This is a genomic window from Acidicapsa borealis (genome assembly GCF_059115245.1).
On the sequence record NZ_JCACNY010000001.1, the window covers coordinates 4,681,077 to 4,702,853 of the forward strand.

The following is a 21,777-nucleotide window of genomic DNA, read 5'->3' on the forward strand; positions in this document are numbered from 1 at the left end:
CCCTGGCATGCGATGTAGTCGTCTCCCCCAAACGTAGAATAGCGAACATCTCGTTCGTGTTCTATGTTGGGGGTACGGCTTAGTAGAGAACAGGATTTCGATGGAACGCGACGGCTACTCCAACCCGAATCGCAATGAAGCCCGGATCTCCGGCACGAACGATGCTGCCGGCGGCGAGCGCGTGGATTTTGAGTCGGCTATCGGTGGAATCTGGAAACAGCTTCTCGGCCTGCCGCAAATCAGTATTGACGACAATTTTTTTGAGGTTGGCGGGACTTCCCTGCTGGCGACGGTGCTGCTGAAGAAGGTGAATGCGATCTTCGGCCGCGAGTTGGCGATTGCGTCAGTCTTTGAATACACCACGATTCGTGCGCAGGCACGGTTGCTGCGTGGCGAGGTGGATGCTGAGCCAGCGATTGAGACTGCAGATCATCCGATCCAGACGCAGAACGAGACAAAACCGGCTTCCTCAGCGGTGGCAATTATCGGCATGACGGGAAGGTTCCCTGGCGCCGATTCGATCGAGGCGTTTTGGAAGAATCTTTGCGACGGTGTTGAATCGATCACTTTCTTCGATCGGGATCAGCTTGAGCCGAGTGAGCAACTGATCGCAGCCAGCAATGAAGGGTATGTAGCGGCGCGGCCGCTGTTGAACAATCCTGACCTGTTTGACGCGGAGTTCTTTGGGGTGTATCCCAAGGAAGCTGCGCAGATGGACCCGCAACATCGCATCCTGCTGGAGTGTGCGTGGGAAGTGCTGGAGCGGGCGGGATACGATCCGGCGCATACGCGCGAGTCGGTAGGAGTGTTTGCGGGCTGCAGCATGAACACGTATTTCATGCGCAATCTGGCGGACCAACGCAGCTTTGTCGAGCAGTTCACGGGCAACTATCAGGTCGGTAACTACTCCGCGATGATGGGTAACGACAAGGACTTCCTGCCCACGCGCATTTCCTACAAATTGAATCTGCATGGACCGAGCATGTCGGTGCAGTCGGCGTGTTCGACGGCGCTGGTGGCTGTGGCCCAGGCTTGCCAGAGTCTGCTGACGCAGGGTTGCGATATGGCGCTGGCGGGGGCGGTTTCCGTTACCTTTCCGCTACATCGCGGATACATTGCGCAGGAAGGTGGGCTGGCTTCGCTGGATGGCCATTGCCGGCCTTTCGATGAGCAGGCTAGCGGTACGGTGTTCGGGCATGGCGCTGGCGTTGTGCTGCTGAAGCGGCTGGACGATGCGATTGCGGATGGCGACCAGGTGCTGGCTGTGATTCGCGGCGTTGCGGTGAATAACGATGGTTCGATGAAGGCGGGCTATACTGCGCCGAGCGTGGAAGGCCAGGCGCAGGTGATTGCGCGTGCGCAGAAGATGGCTGGGGTTTCTGCGGACTCGATCAGCTATCTGGAAGCGCATGGAACCGGTACGCCGCTGGGCGATCCGATTGAAGTGGCGGCGCTGACAAAGGCTTTCCGCACGACGACGAAGGCGGAGCACTTCTGCTCGATGGGCACGGCGAAGGGCAATGTTGGGCATCTGGATGTGGCTGCTGGAGCTACGGGGCTGATCAAAGCGGTGCTGCAGCTTGAACATCGGACGATTCCCGGCTTGCTACATTTTGAGAAGCCGAATCCTCATTTGAAGCTTGAGGGCAGCCCGTTCTTTGTTGACCGCGAGACACGCGTGTGGGATGGGCATGGTTCGCCGCTGCGTGCTGGTGTTAGCGCTTTTGGCGTGGGCGGGACGAATGCGCATGTGATTGTGGAAGAGGCGCCTGCCGTGCCGGAGTCTGATGCTGGACGTGCGCATCAATTATTGGTTTGGTCGGCGAAGACTCCTACTTCGCTTGGCAATATTGGTTCCGCGCTTGAGCAACATTTTGCTGAGGCGAGTGACGGTGTATTGGCCGATGCGGCGTATACGCTGCAAATCGGACGCAGCGCTCATAAGCTGCGACGCGCGGTCGTTGTTGGCAGCGCTGATGAAGCGGCCAAGCTGACTGAGTTTACTGGTGCTGGGTTGTTGCAGAGCGATGCTCCGTTTGAGAGTGCGCGTGTGGTGTTCTGCTTTCCTGGGCAAGGTGTGCAGACGGTTGGTATGGGGCGCGCGCTGTATGAGACTGAGGCTGTATTCCGGCAGCATTTCGATGCCTGTGATGCTTTGCTGTTTCCGCTCCTGGGAAAGAGCCTACGTGAGCTTGTTTATCCGGTAGAGATGACACCGGAGCACTCGGAGATATTGAATCAGACGCTGTATGCGCAGCCCGCGATCTTTGCTTTTGAGTATGCGCTGGCACAGCTTTGGATTTCCTGGGGGATTGCTCCTGCGGCGATGGTTGGGCACAGTGTGGGCGAGTATGTTGCTGCGTGCTTGTCTGGTGTGCTTTCGCTTGAGGATGCTCTGACACTGTTGGCGGCGCGGTCGCGGCTGATGCAGGCTCTGCCGCGCGGGTCGATGCTGGCGGTACGTACGGGTGAGGATGCTGTTACTGCGCTTATTGCTTCGAGTGAATTTGAGCTTGATATTGCTGCGGTGAATGGCCCTAAGCTGTGTGTTGTTTCCGGCACGGATGCTGCGATTGATGGCTTTGTCGCGCGGCTGGATGCGGGCAAGATTGCGTATCGCAGGCTGGTGACTTCGCATGCGTTTCATAGCCGCATGCTGGATCCGATGCTGGACGAGTTCGCTGCGCAGGTGGCCAGGATCACATTCAACACACCCACAGTTCCCTATGCCTCTTCTCTTACGGGGCAGTGGGTTTCGACGGATGAGGTTGCGACGCCTGAGTACTGGGTGAATCATCTTCGCCGTACTGTGCGGTTTGGCGATGCTGTTCGCACCGTAGCGGAAGCTGCGCAAACAGTTCTGCTCGAGGTTGGGCCTTCGGAGACGCTGGTGCAACTGATGCGGCAGAATGTTGCCGCAGGAGCTGGCGCGCCTGTTGTGATCGCATCTCAGGGTGCGATCAAGGACGATGTGCCTGCTGATAAGGCTATTCTTTCCGCGCTAGGCCGGTTGTGGGTGGCGGGAGCGCTGCCGGACTGGCAGAAGTTCCATGCTGGTGCGCGGCGCAAGCGTGTGCTGCTACCGACGTATGCTTTCGATCGCAAGCGCTACTGGGTTGAGCCTGCCCCAACTCTCGCGACTGCTTCTGTTTCTGCTCCTACGATTTCTTCGGTTCCTTTGCAACTGCTGTCGCCTTTGCCGACAGCTACTTCCCCCGTGTTTGTTGAGGATATTTCCATGCCCGCTGCTTCCAATGAAGACTTGATGTTGAATGACTTGAAGGCGCTGATCACCGATCTTTCCGGCACTGACCTGGCCGATGCTGAAGCGGATGCTTCTTTCCTGGAGCTTGGTTTCGACTCGCTCTTTCTTACGCAGTTGACGCAGGGAATTCAGAGCAAGTACAAGGTCAAGCTGACCTTCCGGCAGATCATGGAAGAGTATCCGACGCTGGATACTTTGGCTGCGCACTTGAAGGCTACGGTTGCGCCGAATCTCCAGTCTGCTTCGGCGGCTGCTCCCGTTGCGGCAGCCGCTCTGCCTGTTACGGCCTCAGCTCCTGTGGCATTTGCCCAGCCGGCCGCGATGGCAGCGTTTGCGCCTTCCGCACCGGTAGCTGCGGGATCGTATGAAGGCCTGTTTGCGATGCAGATGCAGGCTTTGAATGGCCTTTTCCAGCAACAGTTTGCGATCCTGCAGGGACAGGCTGGGGTGGCAGCGCCTGCACCCATAGCCGCCGCTGCCTCTGCGCCGGTGCAGGCGGTGGCTATGCCTCCGCAGGCTGCTCCGAAAGCGGCTCAGCCTGCGATTGCTGCGACTGTTGAAGCGAAACCAGCCAAGGCTGCGTTTACGCCGTTCAAGCCACTGCAACGCGGTGACACTGGCGGGTTGAATCCGGTGCAGGAGAAGTACCTGCAAAGCTTCATCAAGACTTACAACGAGAAGACAGGAAAGTCGAAGAGCTTTACGCAGGAACATCGCGCGGTCTATGCCGATGGGCGCGTGGTCTCGGGTTTCAATGCACAGTTGAAAGAGCTTGTGTATCCCATCGTGGTGGAGCGTGCCAAGGGTGCTTATCTTTGGGACAAGGATGGCAACCGATACATCGATATCCTCAATGGATACGGGGCTATTCTGTATGGTCACTCGCCCGACTTCATTCTGGATGCGTTGCGCGAGCAGCTTGAGCTTGGCTTCCCGATTGGGCCGCAGACAGACCTGGTCGGCGAGTGCTCGGAGTTGGTGAAGGAGTTCACCGGCATGGACCGCGTGACCTTCTGCAATACGGGTTCTGAAGCGGTGATGGGTGCGATGCGCCTGGCTCGTACCGTGACTGGCCGTAATCTTGTCGTGTACTTCTCGGGCGACTATCACGGCAGCTTCGATGAAGTGCTGGCAAAGTCGGTTGGCAATCAGCGTTCGATGCCTGTGGCGCCGGGTATTCCGCGTGAGAGTGTGGCCAACACGCTGGTGCTTGAGTATGGGTCGCCGGAGACGCTGGAGATTATTCGCAGCCGCGCGGATGAGATTGCTGCTGTGCTGGTTGAGCCGGTGCAGAGCCGTCATCCTGAGCTGCGACCGGTTGAGTTTCTGCGCGAGGTTCGTGCGATTACGGAGAAGTCCGGTTCGGCTCTGATCTTCGATGAAGTTGTGACGGGCTTCCGTACCCACATTGGTGGGATGCAGGCTGTGTATGGCATCAAGGCCGATCTTGCTACGTATGGCAAGGTGGTCGCGGGCGGTATGCCGATGGGGATCCTGGCTGGTATCCCTGCATTCATGGATGCTTTGGATGGTGGCGCATGGAAGTATGGCGATGATTCGTTCCCGCAGGTGGGGGTGACGTTCTATGCGGGCACGTTCATGCGGCATCCGCTGTCGATGGCTGCTGTGCGCGCGAGTCTGCGGCATCTGAAGGCTTCCGGGCCGGAATTGCAGACCAGTGTTGCTGCGAAGACTTCTGCGCTGGTGGCGGATATCAATGCGATGCTGGAGGAGTTCTCGTATCCTTCGCAGCTTGAGACGTTTTCTTCGTGGTTCTACTTCCCTGTTCCGGGCGATCCGAAGCTGGCGCGCATGCTGCATTTCCATCTGCGCGAGCAGGGTATTCATATCCAGGAAGGCTTCCCTTGCTTCATCACGACGGCGCATACGGATGCTGATTTGAATGAGGTTCGCGCGGCCTTCCGCAAGGGGCTGGAGCGGATGCGCGATGGACAGGTGCTGCCATCGGGAAAGACAACGATTGAGGGGTCTACAACTGCGGCCGCGGCTGCTGTTGCGGATACTCCGATTGTTGAAGAAGTGCCGGTGGCGAAGGACTTTCCTATCACGGAGCAGCAGCGCGAGATTTTCCTTGGTACGCAGCTTGGCGATGAGGCGAACTGCGCTTTCAACGAATCGACTTCGCTGGTGATGAAGGGCTCGCTCAATGTGGATGCGTTGACGAAGAGCCTGGAGAAGCTGGTGGTGCGGCATGAGGCTTTGCGATCCACGATTGATGCCGATGGCGATACGGTGCATGTTGCCGCTGTGGGCGAAGTCAACCTTGGCCTGGATGATTTGAGTGCGCTTGCTGATGCTGACAAGAAGGCCCAGCATGCGGAGATTTTGCATACCGAGGCGTCTACTCCCTTCGATCTGGTTGCTGGACCGCTGTTTCGTGTGCGGTTGATCAAGCTTTCGGATCAGGAGAACGTGCTGGTGCTTACGGCACATCACATTATCTTCGATGGCTGGTCTACGAATGTGCTGTTCAGCGAGTTGAGCGAGTTGTACAGCGCTGCGGTCAAGGGTGTGAACGCCACGCTGCCTGCTGTGCTGACGTTCAGCGAGTATGCGGATGCGCAGCATAAGGAGCTTGCTTCGGCGGACCGCGCGGAGACGGAGAAGTTCTGGCTGGATCAGTTCAAGACGCTGCCGACGGCGTTGCAGATTCCTACCGATCATGCGCGGCCGCAGTTGCGTGAGAACGCGGGAGCTACGAAGCGATTTGTGTTCCCTGCTGAAGTGCTAAAAGCTGTACGCAAGGCCGGTGCAAAGCAAGGCTCAACACTTTTCGCAACGCTGCTTTCTGGCTTCTCGCTCTTGATTCACAAGCTGGCACAGCAGGAAGATGTGGTGATTGGCATTCCTGTTGCAGGTCAGGCTCAGTTGGACAATGGTGGCACGTTGGTTGGACATGGCGTGAACTTCCTGCCGATCCGCAGCCATCTTGATCCGAAGCAATCGTTCGCGCAGTTCTCGAAGCAGACGCGCAAAACGCTGCTGGATGCGCAGGATCATCAGAGCTATACGTATGGCACGCTGCTGCGGGCGTTGAAGATTCCGAGCGATCCTTCGCGGCTGCAGCTCGTGGAGATTCAGTTCAATGTGGAGCAGGTGGGTGCGGGGCTCAAGTTTGAAGGATTGAATGTAGATCTGAGTGCAAACCCGAAGACGCATGTGAACATGGATCTCTTCTTCAACTTCATCGATCGCGGCACTGAGCTGTGGCTGGATGTGGACTACAACACGGGCCTGTTTGAAGAGGCAACGATCACGCGGTGGTTTGGGCATCTGAACGCGATCCTCGAGGCTTTCGTAGCCAATGCGGAACAGCCTGCAAATGATGTTTCGCTGCTGACTGCGACGCAGTTGCAGGAGATTCTGGTTACGTGGAACGCGACGGACGCTGCGTATGAGCGCGATCTGCCGATCCAGGCGGTGTTTGAGCGGCAGGTGGAGCTTACGCCGGATGCGATTGCGCTGGTGGGCGGGAATGATGCACTCAGCTACTTCGAGTTGAATGAGAAGGCGAACCAGCTGGCGCGTTTCCTGCGGAAGTCCGGCGTAGGCAAGGGGGATCGGGTTGCGGTTTCGCTGAGCAGATCGCTGGAAGTGATTGTGAGTCTGCTGGCGATTCTGAAGGTCGATGCGGCGTATGTACCTGTCGATCCGAGCTATCCTGCTTCGCGGCTTTCGTTCCTGATTGAAGACTCGGCGGCCAAGGTACTGCTGACGCAGCGGGCGATTGCTGCTGAGTTGCCGGCGCTGAATACGAACCTGGTGATTCTGGATCAGGATTGGCCGGTGATTGCTCTGGAGTCTCCGCGTAATCTCGATAACACAAATTCGGAGCCGCACAACCCTGACCAGCTGGCGTACGTGATGTATACGTCGGGGTCGACGGGGAACCCGAAGGGTGTGCTGGCGCCGCATCGCGCGGTGCTGCGGCTGGTGCGAAACAGCACGTTCGCGAGCTTCAAGGCGGATGAGGTGTTCCTGCAGCTGGCTCCGATTTCCTTCGATGCCGCGACCTTTGAAATCTGGGGTGCGCTGTTGAATGGCGCCAAGCTGGTGCTTGGGCCTGCGGACCGCATTACCCCTGAAGAGATCGGTAAGTTGATCGCTGCGAACGGCGTCACTACGGTGTGGCTGACTGCTGCATTGTTCCATCTGATCGTGACTGAACATATCGACGTGATTCGGCCGCTGCGCCAGTTGCTGGCGGGTGGCGACGTGTTGTCGGTGGCGCATACGCGGAAGGTCTGCGAGGAGTTGCCGCACATCAAGCTGATCAACGGCTACGGGCCTACGGAGAACACGACGTTCACCTGCTGCCATCCCATCACGCTGGAAAGCCTGGCGAGTGGAACAGTGCCGATCGGCAAGCCGATTACGAACACGCGGGTTTACATTCTCGATGCGAACAGAAAGGCTGTTCCGGCGGGAGTGACGGGTGAGTTGTATGCTGCCGGCGATGGCGTGGCGCTGGGTTACCTGAACACTCCGGAGCTTACGGCGGAGAAGTTTGTTGAGCATACGTTTGAAACGGGCCGGACGGAGCGTTTGTATCGTACGGGTGATCTGGCACGGTTCCGGTCGGAGAATGCGGATGGAACGGTGGAGTTCCTGGGCCGGGCTGATACGCAGGTAAAGATCCGCGGCTACCGGATTGAACTGGCGGAGATTGAGAATGCACTGGAGCGGTCGCCGCTAGTGCGAGCCGCGGTGGTGGCGGTGCGGACGGATTGGGTTTCGGCTTACGACGCGCCGGGCGATAAACGGCTGGCGGCTTATGTGATTCCGGCGGTTCCGGGAGATGTTGCGGCGCTGGCCGGGCAGCTGGTGCCGCAGCTGCGTAAGCATTTGCAGGAACAGTTGCCGGATTACATGCAGCCGGCGGCGATTATGCTGCTGGAGAGCCTGCCCCGGACAATCAACGGAAAGGTGGACCGGCGCGCGTTGCCTGCACCAGTTCCGGAGCAGTTGATGCGGGCTCGTTCGATCGTCTATCCTCGAACGCCGATGCAGGAGACTTTGGCTGGAATCTGGTCGAGGGTCCTTGGGGTGAAAGAGGTAAGCATCGATGACACAATTTTCGAATTAGGTGGCGATTCGCTGCTAATCTTTAGGATAATTACCTTGGCGAACCAAGCAGGACTTAAGCTGACTGCACGCCACGTGTTTCAATTCAGAACCGTTGCGGCGATCTGTGAACAACTTGACTTAGATAACACCGGTCCGGTGGCACAGAACAATGTTGGGGCAATTCAGGCGATCCCACGCTCCTTGCATCGCAGGCCGCAAACAACGTTGAAGTAACTTTCAGTCGTAAGTCGTGGTTGCCCTTGGAGTAGTATGAATCGACCCTCTGCGTGTGAAGTTACGCATGTGCCGGTAGAAGTTATGGATCCGAAGAATCAGGCTGCGAGCGGTGGTGGAATATTGACAGACCCGTCTCAGCAGGAGATCACGCAGGAGGAAGGCGTTTACGTCTTTCCTGCGAGCCTGGAACAGATCCGCTACTGGACCCTTGACCAGTTGGATGGCGCATCGACGGCCTCGAACATGGCCATCGCTGCTCGTCTCGAAGGATCGCTCAACGATGTGATTGTTGAGCGGTCGATCCGTGCTATTGTCGAGCGGCACGAGGCCCTGCGAACTACGTTTCGCATGGTGGATGACCGTCTGTGTCAGGTGATTTCGGAAGAGGCACGCTACAGCTTTACCGTAACCGATCTGCGCGGCTTGCCGGAAGCGGAGCGTGCTGCTGGTGCCGATGCAGCGATCGAAGAACACAGCCATGCGCGAGCCAGCCTCGCGACAGGGCCCGCTTTCTTTGTCCGGCTGATCCATGTAACGGATCAACTACATTTTCTTGCGTTCACGATGCATCACATTGTTTGCGATGGATGGTCGAACGGAATCCTGATTCGTGACTTCACTGATTTCTATGCGGCATTTTCGCAGCACCGCGAGCCTCAGCTTCCTGAGCTGCCGTTTCAGTTTGCGGACTTCACCGTGTGGCAGCAGAACTGGCTAGAGAGCGATGCGGCCAAGGCTGCACTGAGCTTCTGGCGGACGCATATCCGGCGCGAGATGCCGGCGGTCGATCTGCCTACGGACGCACCGCGACAGCAGAAGAAGAGTTATCCGGGACATATTGAGTCGACGCTTTTGCCGGATGCGCTGACGGCGCGTCTTAAGGCTTATTGCCGCGCTCACAATGCGACGATGCACCAGGTATTGCTGGCGGCTTTCGAAGGGTTGATTTCCCGCTACGCCAATCAAAGTGAGTTTCTGCTCGGTTCTACGATTGCGAACCGCACACAGCCGGGCATGGAGAACGTTGTTGGGCGGTTTGCCAATCCGCAGGTGATTCTGGCGGATGTCAACGGCGATCCGAGCTATCGCGAGTTGGTGCGGCGCGTGAGCGAGTGGAGCACGGAGTCGTATACACACCAAGACCTGCCCTTTTCGCGGCTGATGGAAGAGTTTCAGCTCGATCAAGCTGGTGCGACTTCGCAGTTTCTGCAGGTGTATTTCGTTTATCAGAAGGCGTTCATGCAGCCGCAGGAGATTCGCGGGCTGAAGGTAACGCCGCGGCCATCTGTTTCCGGTGGGGTGAACTTTGACTTGCTGGTCAGCATCGTGGAGCGGGCGGAAGGTCCGCGGCTCCAGATGGAGTACAACACAGTCCTGTTCCGACCGGAGCGAATCCAGGGACTGATCGCGATGTACGTCCGTGTGCTGGAAGCGGTGATGGATAACGACACGCTGACGGTGTCGAAGTTTCCGCTTGTTTCGCAGCAGGACAAGGTGGCACAGGGTGCCGAGAACTCGATTGCTGCACTTTCTGAAGCGAGTGCCGAGCCGGCGATTTCTCTGGTGGAATGCCTCGATCATCACGCTGAGACACTGGGCGCAGCGGTTGCGATTGTTGAGAGCGGTCAGCGCTTCACCTGGGCTGAGTTGCAAACGCGGAGCCGGAAGATGGCGTCAGCACTGCGTGGCCTGGGTGTTTCGACAGGGCATGCGGTCATGCTACGCCTGGAGTCGGCCGGCGACAGCGCTGCGGCGGCGTGGGCGTTGCTTTCGCTGGGTGCAGTTGCTATTCCGGTTCCAGCCTCGACGAGCGCTGCAGAGTGGAATCGTCTGCTGGCGCTGCATCAGCCTTTCCTGGCTTTCTCGGGGACGACTTTCGCGACTGGTAATCCGAACATTGCCACATTTGCCAGCCTGCTTGAGGACGGCGTAGCGGTAATCCCAGCCGATGGAGCGGGGCCACTGCCTTCCGCGATCGCGTGGCTTGGCATCAGTGATACTCCCGATGGGCAACCTGCGCTGGTCCCGGCAACGCATGCAGCGACGCTGCAGCAGCTTTTGGGAACAGCTTCCGCCCTCGATCTGCGCGTGGGGGACACGGTTCTCATCTCCACAGCTGACTCTGCGACAGATGCCTGGGTCGACTTGATGCTTCCCATGGTTGCTGGCGCCACTCTGCTGTATGTTGAGAAGTCGGAACCGCAGAATCTTCAGTCACTGCTTGAAAAGCACCAGGTTTCGTTTGTCTTTACTTCTGCGGCTGGTGTGCTTGAGGCGATTCACAATCGCTGGGCCGGCGACCGCCGGTTGAACGTGGTGGTGCGTTGTGGTTTGCTGGGTCCTGCACATTTGCGACGTATGGCAGCCATTCCTCTTCGACTCTGGTCGCTGGTTTCCTCGGCGCAGACTGGCGGACCTGTCGCTCTGGCGAAGGTGACGGCGGAAGGTCTGGCAGGTTTCGTTTCTGTCTCCGGGCAATGGCTTGTGATCTTGGATGACAACAATCAGGCTGCGCCGGAGGGTGTTTCGGGAGAACTTGCGGTGCTGGGTGCCAGCCCTTCGCATGTGACAAGGACCGGATATCTGGGCCGCATTACTTCGACGCAGTCCTCCAGCATTGCTGGCAAAACAAGCACAGACAGCGGTTTGCAGATTCTTGACCTGATGACCCGGCTGGTTCGGCTGCACGGGTATCGCTTGCGGCTGGGTGAGTTGGAAGAAGTTCTCTGGCAGAATCCTGCGGTGGCCGATGTGGTTGCGGCAATTTTGCCTGTCGAGGGTGTCAACACGCTGGTTGCTTACGTGACCGCGTTTGGAGCCACGAATGCAGCGAAGAAGGCCGATTCGTTACGTGCTATCCGGACCCAGTTCCAGTCAGTTGCTCCGGGGCATATCGGGGCGGCGGAACTGATCGTAGTGGATGGCATTCCGCGACGGCCCGACGGCTCAGCCGATCTGGCACTGCTTCCTGCTCCGGGACAGGCAAAGCCGGATGAGTCCCCCTCGGACGAATACGTGGCGCCGCGGGATGAGCTTGAATTGAGCCTGGTTGCCATATGGGAAGAGGTGCTTGGGATTCGCCCCATTGGCATCCGGACCCGGTTCTTTCAGCTTGGCGGGTATTCGCTCATGATCGTGCGGCTGTTCGCACGCATCAACAAGGTACTGGGCACATCGCTGCCGATCACAACTATCTTCAATGCGCCGACGGTCGAGCAACTGGCAGATATCGTTCGCGGACGCGCTTATTACTCGTCTCTGGTACCGGTGCAGACGGAGGGGACGCGTCCCCCGTTCTTCATGATTCACTCGTATCTGCTGTATCAGGGTATCCCCGCGGTAATGGGCAACGACTATCCCTTCTACGGGTTGCGCGAGTTGGATACGGACGCAACCGACATGACGGTGGAGCAGCGCGCAGCCACGTATCTGGATGCTATGCGTTCGGTGCAGCCGACCGGACCCTATTACATCGGCGGTTGGTGCGCGGCGGGTCCGCTGGCGGTTGAGACGGCGCGACAGATTGTCGCTTCGGGGGAAAAAGTTGGATACCTGGTGTTGTTCGATTCATGGCGGCCGGGCTATGCGGCTGAGCTGGCGCGTGAGCAGGCGGGTACTCCGGAGATGAGTTTGAGCGCGCGGCTGGATCGCAAGCTGCGCTTTCATAAGAGGCAATGGGCGAAGTTGAGTGGTCCGCAGAAGGCGCGCTACGTTGCCACCGTGTTCAGCAACAAGTTCGCCTCAGTGCGGAATCGCATTTATCTGAAGAACTGGGCGATCGCTGAGTGGTTCTGCCGCAAGTTTGGTCTTTCCCTGCCGCACTTCATGCATAACGTGAGTCTGACTACGCTGAACTCGCTGAAAGAATATCGCGGAATTGAGCCGTACAACGGATCGATGACTTTGATTCGCGCTAAGGAAGCTCCGTACATTCCTGGAGCCAAGGAACACTGTGGATGGGATGCAATCGTCAAGGGCGGAGTGAAGGTTCTTTGGGCGACTGGCAACCATGAATCGATGTTCCTCGACCCGCATCTTCAGACTGTGGGTGGATTCCTGCGCGAAGGCCTTGCGGAGGCCTATTCCAGGGAGCAATAACCAAGTAATGATGGCTGACTCATTTCTGAAGACGAGCGCTGTTGCTCGATGCATTTCCGTGAGCGTGTGGGATGGCCGAAATTGGCACAAAAGTGCGCAATCGCTAGCCGGATGCGTACTTTAGGTACAGGGCTTGCAACCAATGGGTAGTTGCTAATCGGTACCGGTCCCCGCAAGATGGAGTATATGCAGATGTCTCTGGAAAAGGTCACAAAGCAGCCAAGCCACGCGAATAACTTTGATTCGCTGCGCCTGATCTTTGCTGTCCTGGTGATCTTCTCACACAGCTTTCCGCTTACGCGCGGCTCGAACATGACTGAGCCGCTGTCGGTGCTGACACATCAGCAGATCACTTTCGGCAATATCAGCGTTTGGGCCTTCTTCGTCATCAGCGGATTCCTGATTACACAAAGCTGGCAACGCTCGCCCAAGGTGGGCAAGTTCCTCAAGCGGCGCATTGGCCGGATCTATCCGGGCTTCGCTGTGGCGGCCGTCGTGATGGCTCTGGCAGTAGTGCCAATTGCCGCTGAACCTGGGACGTATGTTCCGGTCTCGCTGCAGAGTTTTCTGTTCAATACGCTGCGGTTGCAGATCTTTGAGAGTTCTCCCGTTTTCGTTCACAATCCTGGGCCGTTTGCGTTGAATGGTTCGCTGTGGTCGGTGCCGTATGAGTTCTGGTGCTATCTCGGCGTGCTCTCGCTGGGCCTCGTCGGTTTGCTGCGGCGACGCGTGGTGGTCGTTGTGCTCTTCGCCCTTGTGATCGGCTTGCACCTGTACATGGTCATCAAAGGATGGAACCCGAGCGGAGCGATTCTGGGGCAGATCTTCGGATATCCGCCATTCTGGGTTACCGTGCTTCCTTTCTATCTGGCGGGGACGATCTTCCAGATTTATGGCGGGCAGAAGCTTCTGAAGGCCCCGTACCTGGCTGCGGCCGCAGTGATCCTGGTAGTTTCCAACTTCATTCCGAACGGGCTGGTTGTCACCATGCCGACCTGCGGCGCTTATCTGCTGATGGGGCTGGCTTACCTGCCATTTCTGCATCCGTTGAACCTTGGGCGCTTTGGCGATTTTTCCTACGGAACGTATCTCTATGCGTTTCCGATTCAGCAGCTGCTGGTGCAACGCGCTGTGCGGGCGCACCAGGGAATTTCGCCATGGGTGCTGTTTGCTGAGGCTGCGCCGCTGACGCTAATCGCTGGCGCGCTTTCATGGCATCTGGTTGAAAAGCATTTCCTGCTGCGCAGTTCGCAGCTCAAACATGAAGGACTGGCGACAACGAGCCGGGAAGCGCAGTCCGCTCCCAGGACAAGTGACACGTCAGAGACGTTGGACACTCTGAAACATTCGTCGCATGAGTCGAAACAACAACCTGAGGGAGAAGCGTATGCTGCAGCAAAATTGTAGCCGCTTCCCTTTCTTAACCGCATGCACACGTACGCCGAGGACGCAACTTCCATGAGTACCGCCGCAGCAAGCACGACAACCAGTAAGACCCCGCGCCGGGTATTCATGGTGATCTCGCCTGTGTCGATGGGCTACGCCCGTTTTTCCCTGGAGAGCCTGTTCCGCAACAGCATTGAACAGATTCACCTGCATCTCATTACGGATTCGGCCTCGGACAAGGACAAGCTGATCGAAGAGATGACCTTGCGCCAGACGCCGGGTAAGCATCTCTGGTCTGTCTATTCTGAAGACGAACTAGCCGATCGCGAGGCGGCGATTTTTGGACCGTATCCGAACCTGCGATTTTTCCGTCATGGGCATCCATGCTGGCGCAAGATTACCGACCCTGTGCTGCTGACCGAGGGTGAGGGCAACGGCAAGGAAGAGATGGTTCTGCTGGACCCGGATCTCTACTTTCCGAACCGATTCAACTTCGAGCCGACTCCTGAGACCGGTGTATTGCTGATGTGGCAGAAGCCGAGTTGCCTGGTGCCACCAGGAACGGTGCGATCGGCGATGGAGCAAGGCATTCGCTTTGCGCACCATGTGGATATAGGTGTTGGCGGATGGCGGGCGCCGGTCGATCTGGAGTGGCTGGAATGGTTGCTGGGAAGGCTGAATGTGCGTACCGTTCCCCGCGTCATGCATATCGAAGCCATCGTGTGGGCTGCACTGGCTATGCGAATTGGCGGAGGTTATCTGGACCCGGCGCTTTGGCACTGCTGGCATCGCAATCAGCCGAAGCGCATGCTGCGCAAGATGGGTCTCCCGGGCATTCACATTCTGCGCGTTGAGGACTTCTCGGCGATCAAGTGCTTCCATGCGGGTGGTGAGGCAAAGTGGTGGCTTTCAGAAGCGAAGCAGAAAGGGATGCTGGACATGGACAAAGACCGCACGTCGCCTGGGCCCATCCTGCCTTTTGAAGAGCTGATGCCTACGACCTACTATCGCGAACAGCGCGTGAAGGATGTGCTGAAGCGGCTGGGGTATTACTCGGTCTTCCGCACGTAAGCCGTTCGGACGGGACGATCAAAATCTTAGGCAGCACAGCCAATAGCCAAGAGCTGAAGCGCTCTTGGCTATTTGCTGTTCTGCATATTTTTGCTGTGTGACGACGCAAGAAAAGGCAAACCGCAGAGGCTGAAGCCTCCTTGATTTGCCTGATTTGAGCCGGGGATAAACCCCGGCCTACTTAGAAGAACTTCTGATTTGCGTACCCCTCAAGACAGTCTCGAGGGATTGCGCTACTTGCGGAGGCCTTTGAGAGCCTTAATGATGATCGGCGGGGTAACGGCAACAACTACGTCCTTGGCGGAAATGGAGGTCTTTTCCTTCTCGTAGACTGCGCCAGGGCGGTGCTTGAAGAGGGTCGAGTGCACTTCCCCCTTTTCTTCCTCGGGACGGCCGTTGGAGTAGTAGTAGGTGGCCATCGATTTGCGGGTACGATCGGGCGGGCAGGAGAGCGGGGTTGGGTGGCCGTGGTACGAAGTGCTGGTCGTGCTGAAGATGGCGCAGCGGTTGAACAGCGGAAGGATCTTCGCTTCGGCACCGGTCATTTCTTTATTCCAGAGTTCGAAGTGGCCGCCGTACGACTCATCCCAATCCTTGTTGAGGTAGATGAGCATGTTGATGCGGCGATCCAGGTTGAGCTTGGTGTGCAGATTGAAATCTGCATGCACTTCGAGATTGCCGCCGGGCTTGATCTGATGCAGACCACCGCCGACGAAGTAGGGGTCGGGAATGACACCCTCGATGCCAGTAAGAACTTCAAGAAACTGGACGATCGGACGGCTGTTGAGGAAATGAAGCACGTCACGAATGGTGCCGGGGAGCTTTTCAACTGCATCGAAGGCCAGCTTGCGCTCGTTGGGACGATCGAATTCCGTCCAGGTCAGCTGCTTAGGCTGAGGAAATTCGCGCAGCGCGGCTTCCGCAGCTTCAACCGGAAGGAAATCATCGAAGTAGATGTACGGGAACGGCTTGGCGTTCGCGTACTTCTCCGCGTTGTCCTTTGCCAGGGTCTCAAGCTTTTTGGTGAACTCTTCGCTGTACAGAACGTCCATTGCAATTCTCCTTTTGCTGTAAGCAGGCAGATCACCGAAGGAGCTGGCGATGTGGGTGCTCTACTGTCAATTTATAGTACCGTCGAACAAATGGGTACATCCCACTTTCGCATCACCGGCACTGGATTTCCGGGATTGAAGCGACGATTCGACTTGTTCCAAACATGCAATCGGCGTCCCGGATCCTGTTGAGTCCAGACGCCGGAAAGGCCATCATCCCCACGATGATGGCCCTTCCAGCGAACAAGAGTAACCGCCTCTGGTTCACTTTTTCTTCTTCTGTGCTGCTGTCAGTCCGGAGTAGGACAGAGTCAGAAGATTCTGTACCGCAGTCTTGCCACCCGTGCTGGCCGTGAAGCCGATGTACCCGGAAGTGCTGCCCAGAATTGACGGGATATTTACCGTGTAGCTCTGGGTAAACACCGCCTTGGTTGTTGTGTCGGTTACGGTCTGCTTGAGGGTTGTGCCGTCATACACCAGAACAGCGTGCATGATGTGACCGGTGTGCAGGGAGATCGATTTGGACATATCGATCCACTGTGTCGCCGGGCTTGCGCCGTTTAGCAACATTCCGGTGGCCGAAACCTCTTTTGATGTCGAACCGTTGTACAGATCGAATTTGATCGCCACGCTTTTCTTGATGCCGGCATAGCCCAAAGCGGCACCGTTGCCTCCGCTGGCCCAGGTTCCCTTGGGATCGTTCTGCAGGGTAAAGGTAAATCCGTCAGCTGTGGACGAGGGAGCCTGGAAGGTGAAGTCAGCGGTGAAGCTGGCTACGCCTACTTCCTTGGAGTACCAGGCAGTGGCAATTTCCGCAGCTCCGCCGTCGGTGAGTTGAATTGTCTTGCCTTTCAACTTAGCGGAGCCGTAGAGGACCATTTCGCCGGCGGAGAAGTTGCCTGTTCCGCTTGTTGAAGGGGGAGTGATTGTATAAGCAGCCGTTGCTACAGCACTGACGTCATTGCTGGATAAGGCTGCGATGGCGTGGAGAGTTTCTGTCGCGCTGACCGTGATTGCTGTCGTGTATTTCGTGGAGCTGGTGGTTGGGGTAGTGCCATTGGTTGTGTAGTAGATGGTTGCGCCTGAAGTGGCATCTTCCAGAGCCACGGTCTGCTTCTCGGAATACGTCCCTGCAGGTACGGAGAAGGTTGGGGTTGCAACCTCGGTGCTGCCTGTAACAGGTTTGATGGTGTAGGTTGCCGAAGCGACAGTGCTGTTGGTGTACTTGGTGGCAACTGCGATGGCCTTGATGGTCTCCGTCGCGCTTACCTTGATCGCTGCGGCGTACTTGGTTGAGCTGGTGGTCGGTGTGGCGCCGTTCGTTGTGTAGTAGATCGTTGCACCGCTCGTGGCATCCGTGATGGACACGGTTTGAGTGGATGTGTAAGTGCCGGCTGCGATTGAGAATACAGGCGTGGCCGCAACCTTGGACGCGCTGATCGTGTAAGCTGCCGACGCAACTGCGCTGTTGGTGTAGTTGGTAGCAACAGCGATGGCCTTAATGGTCTCGGTTGCGAGCACTTTGATTGGAGCCGTGTACTTCGTGGAGTTGGTCGTGGGCGTGGTGCCGTTCGTTGTGTAATAGATCGTTGCACCGCTCGTCGCATCCGTGATGGATACGGTCTGCGCGACGGAGTAGGTGCCCGCTGCGATTGAGAAGGCAGGCGTGGCCGCGACCTTGGATGCGGTGATGGTGTAACTCGCCGATCCGACTGCGCTGGTTGCATACCCTGTAGCCGTGGCAATTGCTTTGATGGTCTCGGAAGTGCTCACTTTGATTGGAGCGGTGTACTTGGTGGAACTGGTGGTTGGCGTGCTGCCGTCCGTCGTGTAGTAGAAGATCGCTCCGCCGGTCTGGTCGGTGAGTGTGACGGTCTGTGCGCTGGAGTAAGTACCGGACGGGACCGAGAACCCCGGAGTACCCGTTGCTGCGTTAATCGTGTAGTTGGCCGATGCCATAGCGCTGTTGTTGTAGTTGGCCGCGGTTGCAAAGGCCTTCACGGTTTGCGAGACGGAGAGTTTGATCGCAGCCGTGTACTTGTTGGAATAGACGGTTGGTGTTGCGCCGTTGGTTGTGTAGTAGATGGTGGCTCCGGGAGTGCCAGATGCCAGTGCGACCGTTTGTGCTGTCGTATAGGTTCCTGCAGGCACTGAGAAGGTTGGTGTGGCTGCCGGGGTCATGATCGTGTAGGCAGCGGAACCGACTGCGCTGTTGAGGTAGTAGGTCGCTGCCGCGATAGCGTTGACTGTCTCGGTTGCACTGACCGTGATGGGGCCGGTGTACTTTGTGGAACTGGTGGTTGGCGCGGAACCGTTGGTGGTGTAGTAGATGGTTGCGCCTGGGGTAGCATCGGCGATCGCGACCGTCTGGGACGTGGCATATTGACCGGCAGCTACGGAGAAGGTGGGCGTTGCCGCAGCTGGGAACGACATCACGTAGGTGGCGCTGCTGACCGGGCTGGGCGCGAGGCCTGAAGCAATTGCAATCGCCTGAATGGTCTCATTGCTGCTGACGAACAGGGGCGCAGAGTAGACGTGCGAAGATGTGGTTGGCGTTGAGCCGTCGGTGGTGTAGTAGATGGTTGCGCCGGACGTCGTGTCCGAGATGGTCACGGTCTGCGGTGCCGCATAGGTGCCACCAACCACTGAGAAGCTGGGAGCCTGGACAGTGCTTGATGTCATGGTGAGCACGGTCATGGAGAACGGCGGCAACGACAGACCTGTTGCGGGATTGAAACCGCTCAGTGTCTGCGTCGTCGGCAGAACAACGTTTGAGAACTCGTTGTTGTCGGTGATGTTGGCAGATGTGATCTGCGTCATCTGTACGTTTCCGCTGGGTGCATTAGGACCGGAGAAGGTAACGGCCAGAGGCGTGGTCTGGCTGAGATTGAAGACAATCACGGATACCACGCCGTTATTTACGAAGGCAAAGGATTGCAGGGAGTGCGCTCCGTTCAGCACGACGCCGTCGCTGCTGAGGGGCTGATTCCAGGTTGGATTGGCGCCGGAATGCACGGTCTGCAGCATGCTGCCACCGATGACGCCGTTGGCCATCGATTGCGTCCAGAACTGGGGACGGCGGCGGTTTGTCGTGCCCATGTCAACGACAAGTCCCCAAAGGCGCGTGAGGCTGCCGTCGCTGCGGCGGTACTCATACTGCGGAAGCGAGAAAGCATTCTGGTACTGCATTCCGATGCGCATCATCTGCAGCATGTGATCGGTGTGCGCGATACCTGCGCCGATCGAAGGCGTCAGGTTGTCGAGCTCCGGCTTCGTGATGTTGCCGATCATTGTTCCGAGATTGGTTTCGTAGACGCTGACGGCGGTACTGGACGAGGTTGCCGAAGGGGCTGCGGCACCGACTGCCATGTTCTTGTAGATCTCACCTCCGGCGGAGTCGAAGATTTCGGGTTCCGCAAACATCGCACCGAACTGCAGCGCCTGCGATTCGTCGTTGGCGCTGAAGAGTAGATACGGCGCCACATCGAAGGAATCATGCTGCGTACTGTAGGTAAGCATGGGTGCGTTGTAGCCGGGGGTGGCTGCGAGTCCGCTCAGCACGAGATCGAAGCTGCTGGCCTGAAACCCTGGGGTCTGACGCGCAGCGCCGAAGACCTGATTGGCCCATTGCGGATAGGCAGGATAGTTCATGGATTCTCCTTTGAAGGAGCCGTTCCATGTTTCATTGCCGAGTTCGAGATGAATCTTGTTGAAGACGGATGTCCATGGTTGAGTCTGGCCGCGGTTGATGCGCAACGTGCTCCAGGCGTCAGAGCCGGTGCCGGTCAGATATTGGATGAACTCGGTCATTTCAGCTGGCGTGGTAGCCGTGGGAATCGTGATCCAGGGATCGGCACCGACTGCCTGGCAGAGTTGCAGGAATTCGTGAATGCCGTACGCAATGTTCGGGTAAGAGGTGCCGTCGGCATTGAAGCCCATGCGATAGCGAGCGAACGGAACCTGCAACTGGTTGGGCAGGTCAGAGCCGAGCGCGGCGCCTGCGGCCATCATGCGGATGGTGCCGGGATTCAACTGCTTCAGCGCGTTGACGACGTCGTCGCGGAAGGCGGTGGTGTTCGTCGGATCTGAATTGGTCTGCTGGAGGCTTACGTCGTCCAGTTCCACGCTTGAGCCCTGAGCCAGGAAGTTGAGCTGGATGGGGCCGACGCCGGCACCGGTTTCATTCGCGGTGAAGGTGAGTGTGTAGTCCTGCCAGGCGTTGGTGAGCGTGATGGTCTGATTGAACCAGTTGGGTACGCCGGGCTGCAGGCGTAGTGCGGAGATGTTCAGGCTGTTATTGCCGCCGACGCCCTTGGCGCGGAAGGTGATGGCGAAAGTTCCGTTCAGCTGGATGAAGCTGAGGCCGGACCAGGTGTCGAAGCCCTGGGTGACCTTGGCGTATTGCCCGGTGGCGCTGGCGCTCAGCAGGATGGCCTGCTGGCCAGGGCTGTTGGGCGAAATGTCGGTGGTTTCGGTGGTGATGGTACCGCCGCCGCTGGTGTCGTCGGCCCAGCCGGCATCGCCTGTGCCGGGGAAATAATTTACCGCGGAGAAATAGTCACCGACTGCGAGGTTCACATTCTTGTCAAAGGTGAGCGTCGGACCGCAGCTCTTGCAGGTGCTGGCGGCGGTGTTCGAGAGGATGGTGCCAGTGGTACCGGCGGCGTTGCCGGAGAGCACGAGATAGCTGGCGCCATTCCAGTACCCGGCAGGCTGCGCGTTGTACTGGTTGTCGTCCATGCAGGTGTTTGCGGTTACGGCTGTGCAGCGGAAGATCACGCGGTAGCGCAGCCCCTCGAAGCCGGGATTCTCAAAGACCAGGTTCTTCATGAGCTGGCCCGAATCCCAATAGACGTTATCACCAAGGTTGACGCCGAGGCGGTGTACCGACGGCTGAAGCACGGTACTTGAAACCTGGATATTGGTTGCAGTCTGGCCCTGCAATATGGAGGGACCGCCGACGGTCAGAAGGACGAGAATGGTCAGCAGAAGAGCGCGCATTCCGGTTCCATTGGACACAAAATTCATGAGAACAAACTCCTGTATCAGATTCGGGCGGAGAGTCCTATTGAACTTCTCAGCCACCGGTCACACCTGCACCCATGTCGCTGTTAGCGCCGGGAACCGAAACCAAGGCAAATTTGAGTAACGGAAAAATAGATTACCGTAGTTTCTTCTATATTGGGTACTTTTTTGCTTTATTTTGACCAATTCGTGGGATTGCATTGCATATAAAATTCCGCGAACAATGCCTGTCAGGATGCCATGAGCGATCTTAAACTGTTGCATCTAATATATTTAGATCATTTTACAGAACAGTTTCGTCTGTGCTTTGCTTCTTGTCGGGATACCGGAAGAGCCATTCCCTCTAGGAGAACAAAAAGCGAATTATTTGATTACACGAGGAGCAAGTAATCAAAATTTAGTAACTATTTTGGTTACTCTCATGTCTTGTATATCCAAATCGGCAGGCTGCTCAAGCAAGGTCAGCTAGCTCGATCTCGCTTTCGACGAAATAATGGGAGAGGATTTGAGTCGTCAAAATCGGGTATGTGGTCCACGCGAACATCTCCAGTAAGA

Annotated in this window: 6 protein-coding genes; 4 read left to right on the top strand and 2 right to left on the bottom strand. The window is 57.4% G+C overall.

Annotation, left to right across the window (positions count from 1 at the left end):
* Nucleotides 1-100 precede the first annotated feature (100 nt).
* From AC5S27_RS19135 to AC5S27_RS19150, 4 genes are all read left to right on the top strand, one after another.
* On the top strand, nucleotides 101-8,587 hold the full coding sequence (locus AC5S27_RS19135) for an amino acid adenylation domain-containing protein (RefSeq protein WP_493936159.1): 8,487 nt from the start codon (nucleotides 101-103) through the stop codon (nucleotides 8,585-8,587).
* A 36-nt stretch (nucleotides 8,588-8,623) separates the two neighbouring features.
* Nucleotides 8,624-12,688 (top strand): condensation domain-containing protein, encoded by a 4,065-nt coding sequence (locus AC5S27_RS19140; protein ID WP_493936160.1) that lies wholly within the window; start codon nucleotides 8,624-8,626, stop codon nucleotides 12,686-12,688.
* A gap of 192 nt (nucleotides 12,689-12,880) precedes the next feature.
* Nucleotides 12,881-14,095 carry an acyltransferase family protein gene (locus tag AC5S27_RS19145; RefSeq protein ID WP_493936161.1) on the top strand — a complete coding sequence of 405 codons (1,215 nt, stop codon included), beginning with the start codon at nucleotides 12,881-12,883 and terminating at the stop codon, nucleotides 14,093-14,095.
* A 51-nt stretch (nucleotides 14,096-14,146) separates the two neighbouring features.
* A complete protein-coding gene (locus AC5S27_RS19150; protein ID WP_493936162.1) occupies nucleotides 14,147-15,145 on the top strand; it encodes a hypothetical protein in 999 nt (332 codons plus the stop codon).
* 233 nt (nucleotides 15,146-15,378) lie between these two features.
* Here the strand turns inward: AC5S27_RS19150 and AC5S27_RS19155 are convergent, their stop codons facing one another.
* A complete protein-coding gene (locus tag AC5S27_RS19155) occupies nucleotides 15,379-16,197 on the bottom strand; it encodes a 2OG-Fe(II) oxygenase (protein ID WP_493936163.1) in 819 nt (272 codons plus the stop codon).
* A gap of 264 nt (nucleotides 16,198-16,461) precedes the next feature.
* Entirely contained in the window at nucleotides 16,462-21,225 is a 4,764-nt protein-coding gene (locus AC5S27_RS19160; RefSeq protein ID WP_493936164.1) for a chitobiase/beta-hexosaminidase C-terminal domain-containing protein, read from the bottom strand.
* Between the last annotated feature and the right edge of the window lie 552 nt (nucleotides 21,226-21,777).

Excerpts from the sequence above, each read along its gene's own strand:
- AC5S27_RS19160 (WP_493936164.1), bottom strand. The coding sequence starts at position 21,225 with ATGAATTTTGTGTCCAATGGAACCGGAATGCGCGCTCTTCTGCTGACC.
- AC5S27_RS19135 (WP_493936159.1), top strand. The coding sequence starts at position 101 with ATGGAACGCGACGGCTACTCCAACCCGAATCGCAATGAAGCCCGGATC.
- AC5S27_RS19150 (WP_493936162.1), top strand. The coding sequence starts at position 14,147 with ATGAGTACCGCCGCAGCAAGCACGACAACCAGTAAGACCCCGCGCCGG.
- AC5S27_RS19145 (WP_493936161.1), top strand. The coding sequence starts at position 12,881 with ATGTCTCTGGAAAAGGTCACAAAGCAGCCAAGCCACGCGAATAACTTT.
- AC5S27_RS19140 (WP_493936160.1), top strand. The coding sequence starts at position 8,624 with ATGAATCGACCCTCTGCGTGTGAAGTTACGCATGTGCCGGTAGAAGTT.
- AC5S27_RS19155 (WP_493936163.1), bottom strand. The coding sequence starts at position 16,197 with ATGGACGTTCTGTACAGCGAAGAGTTCACCAAAAAGCTTGAGACCCTG.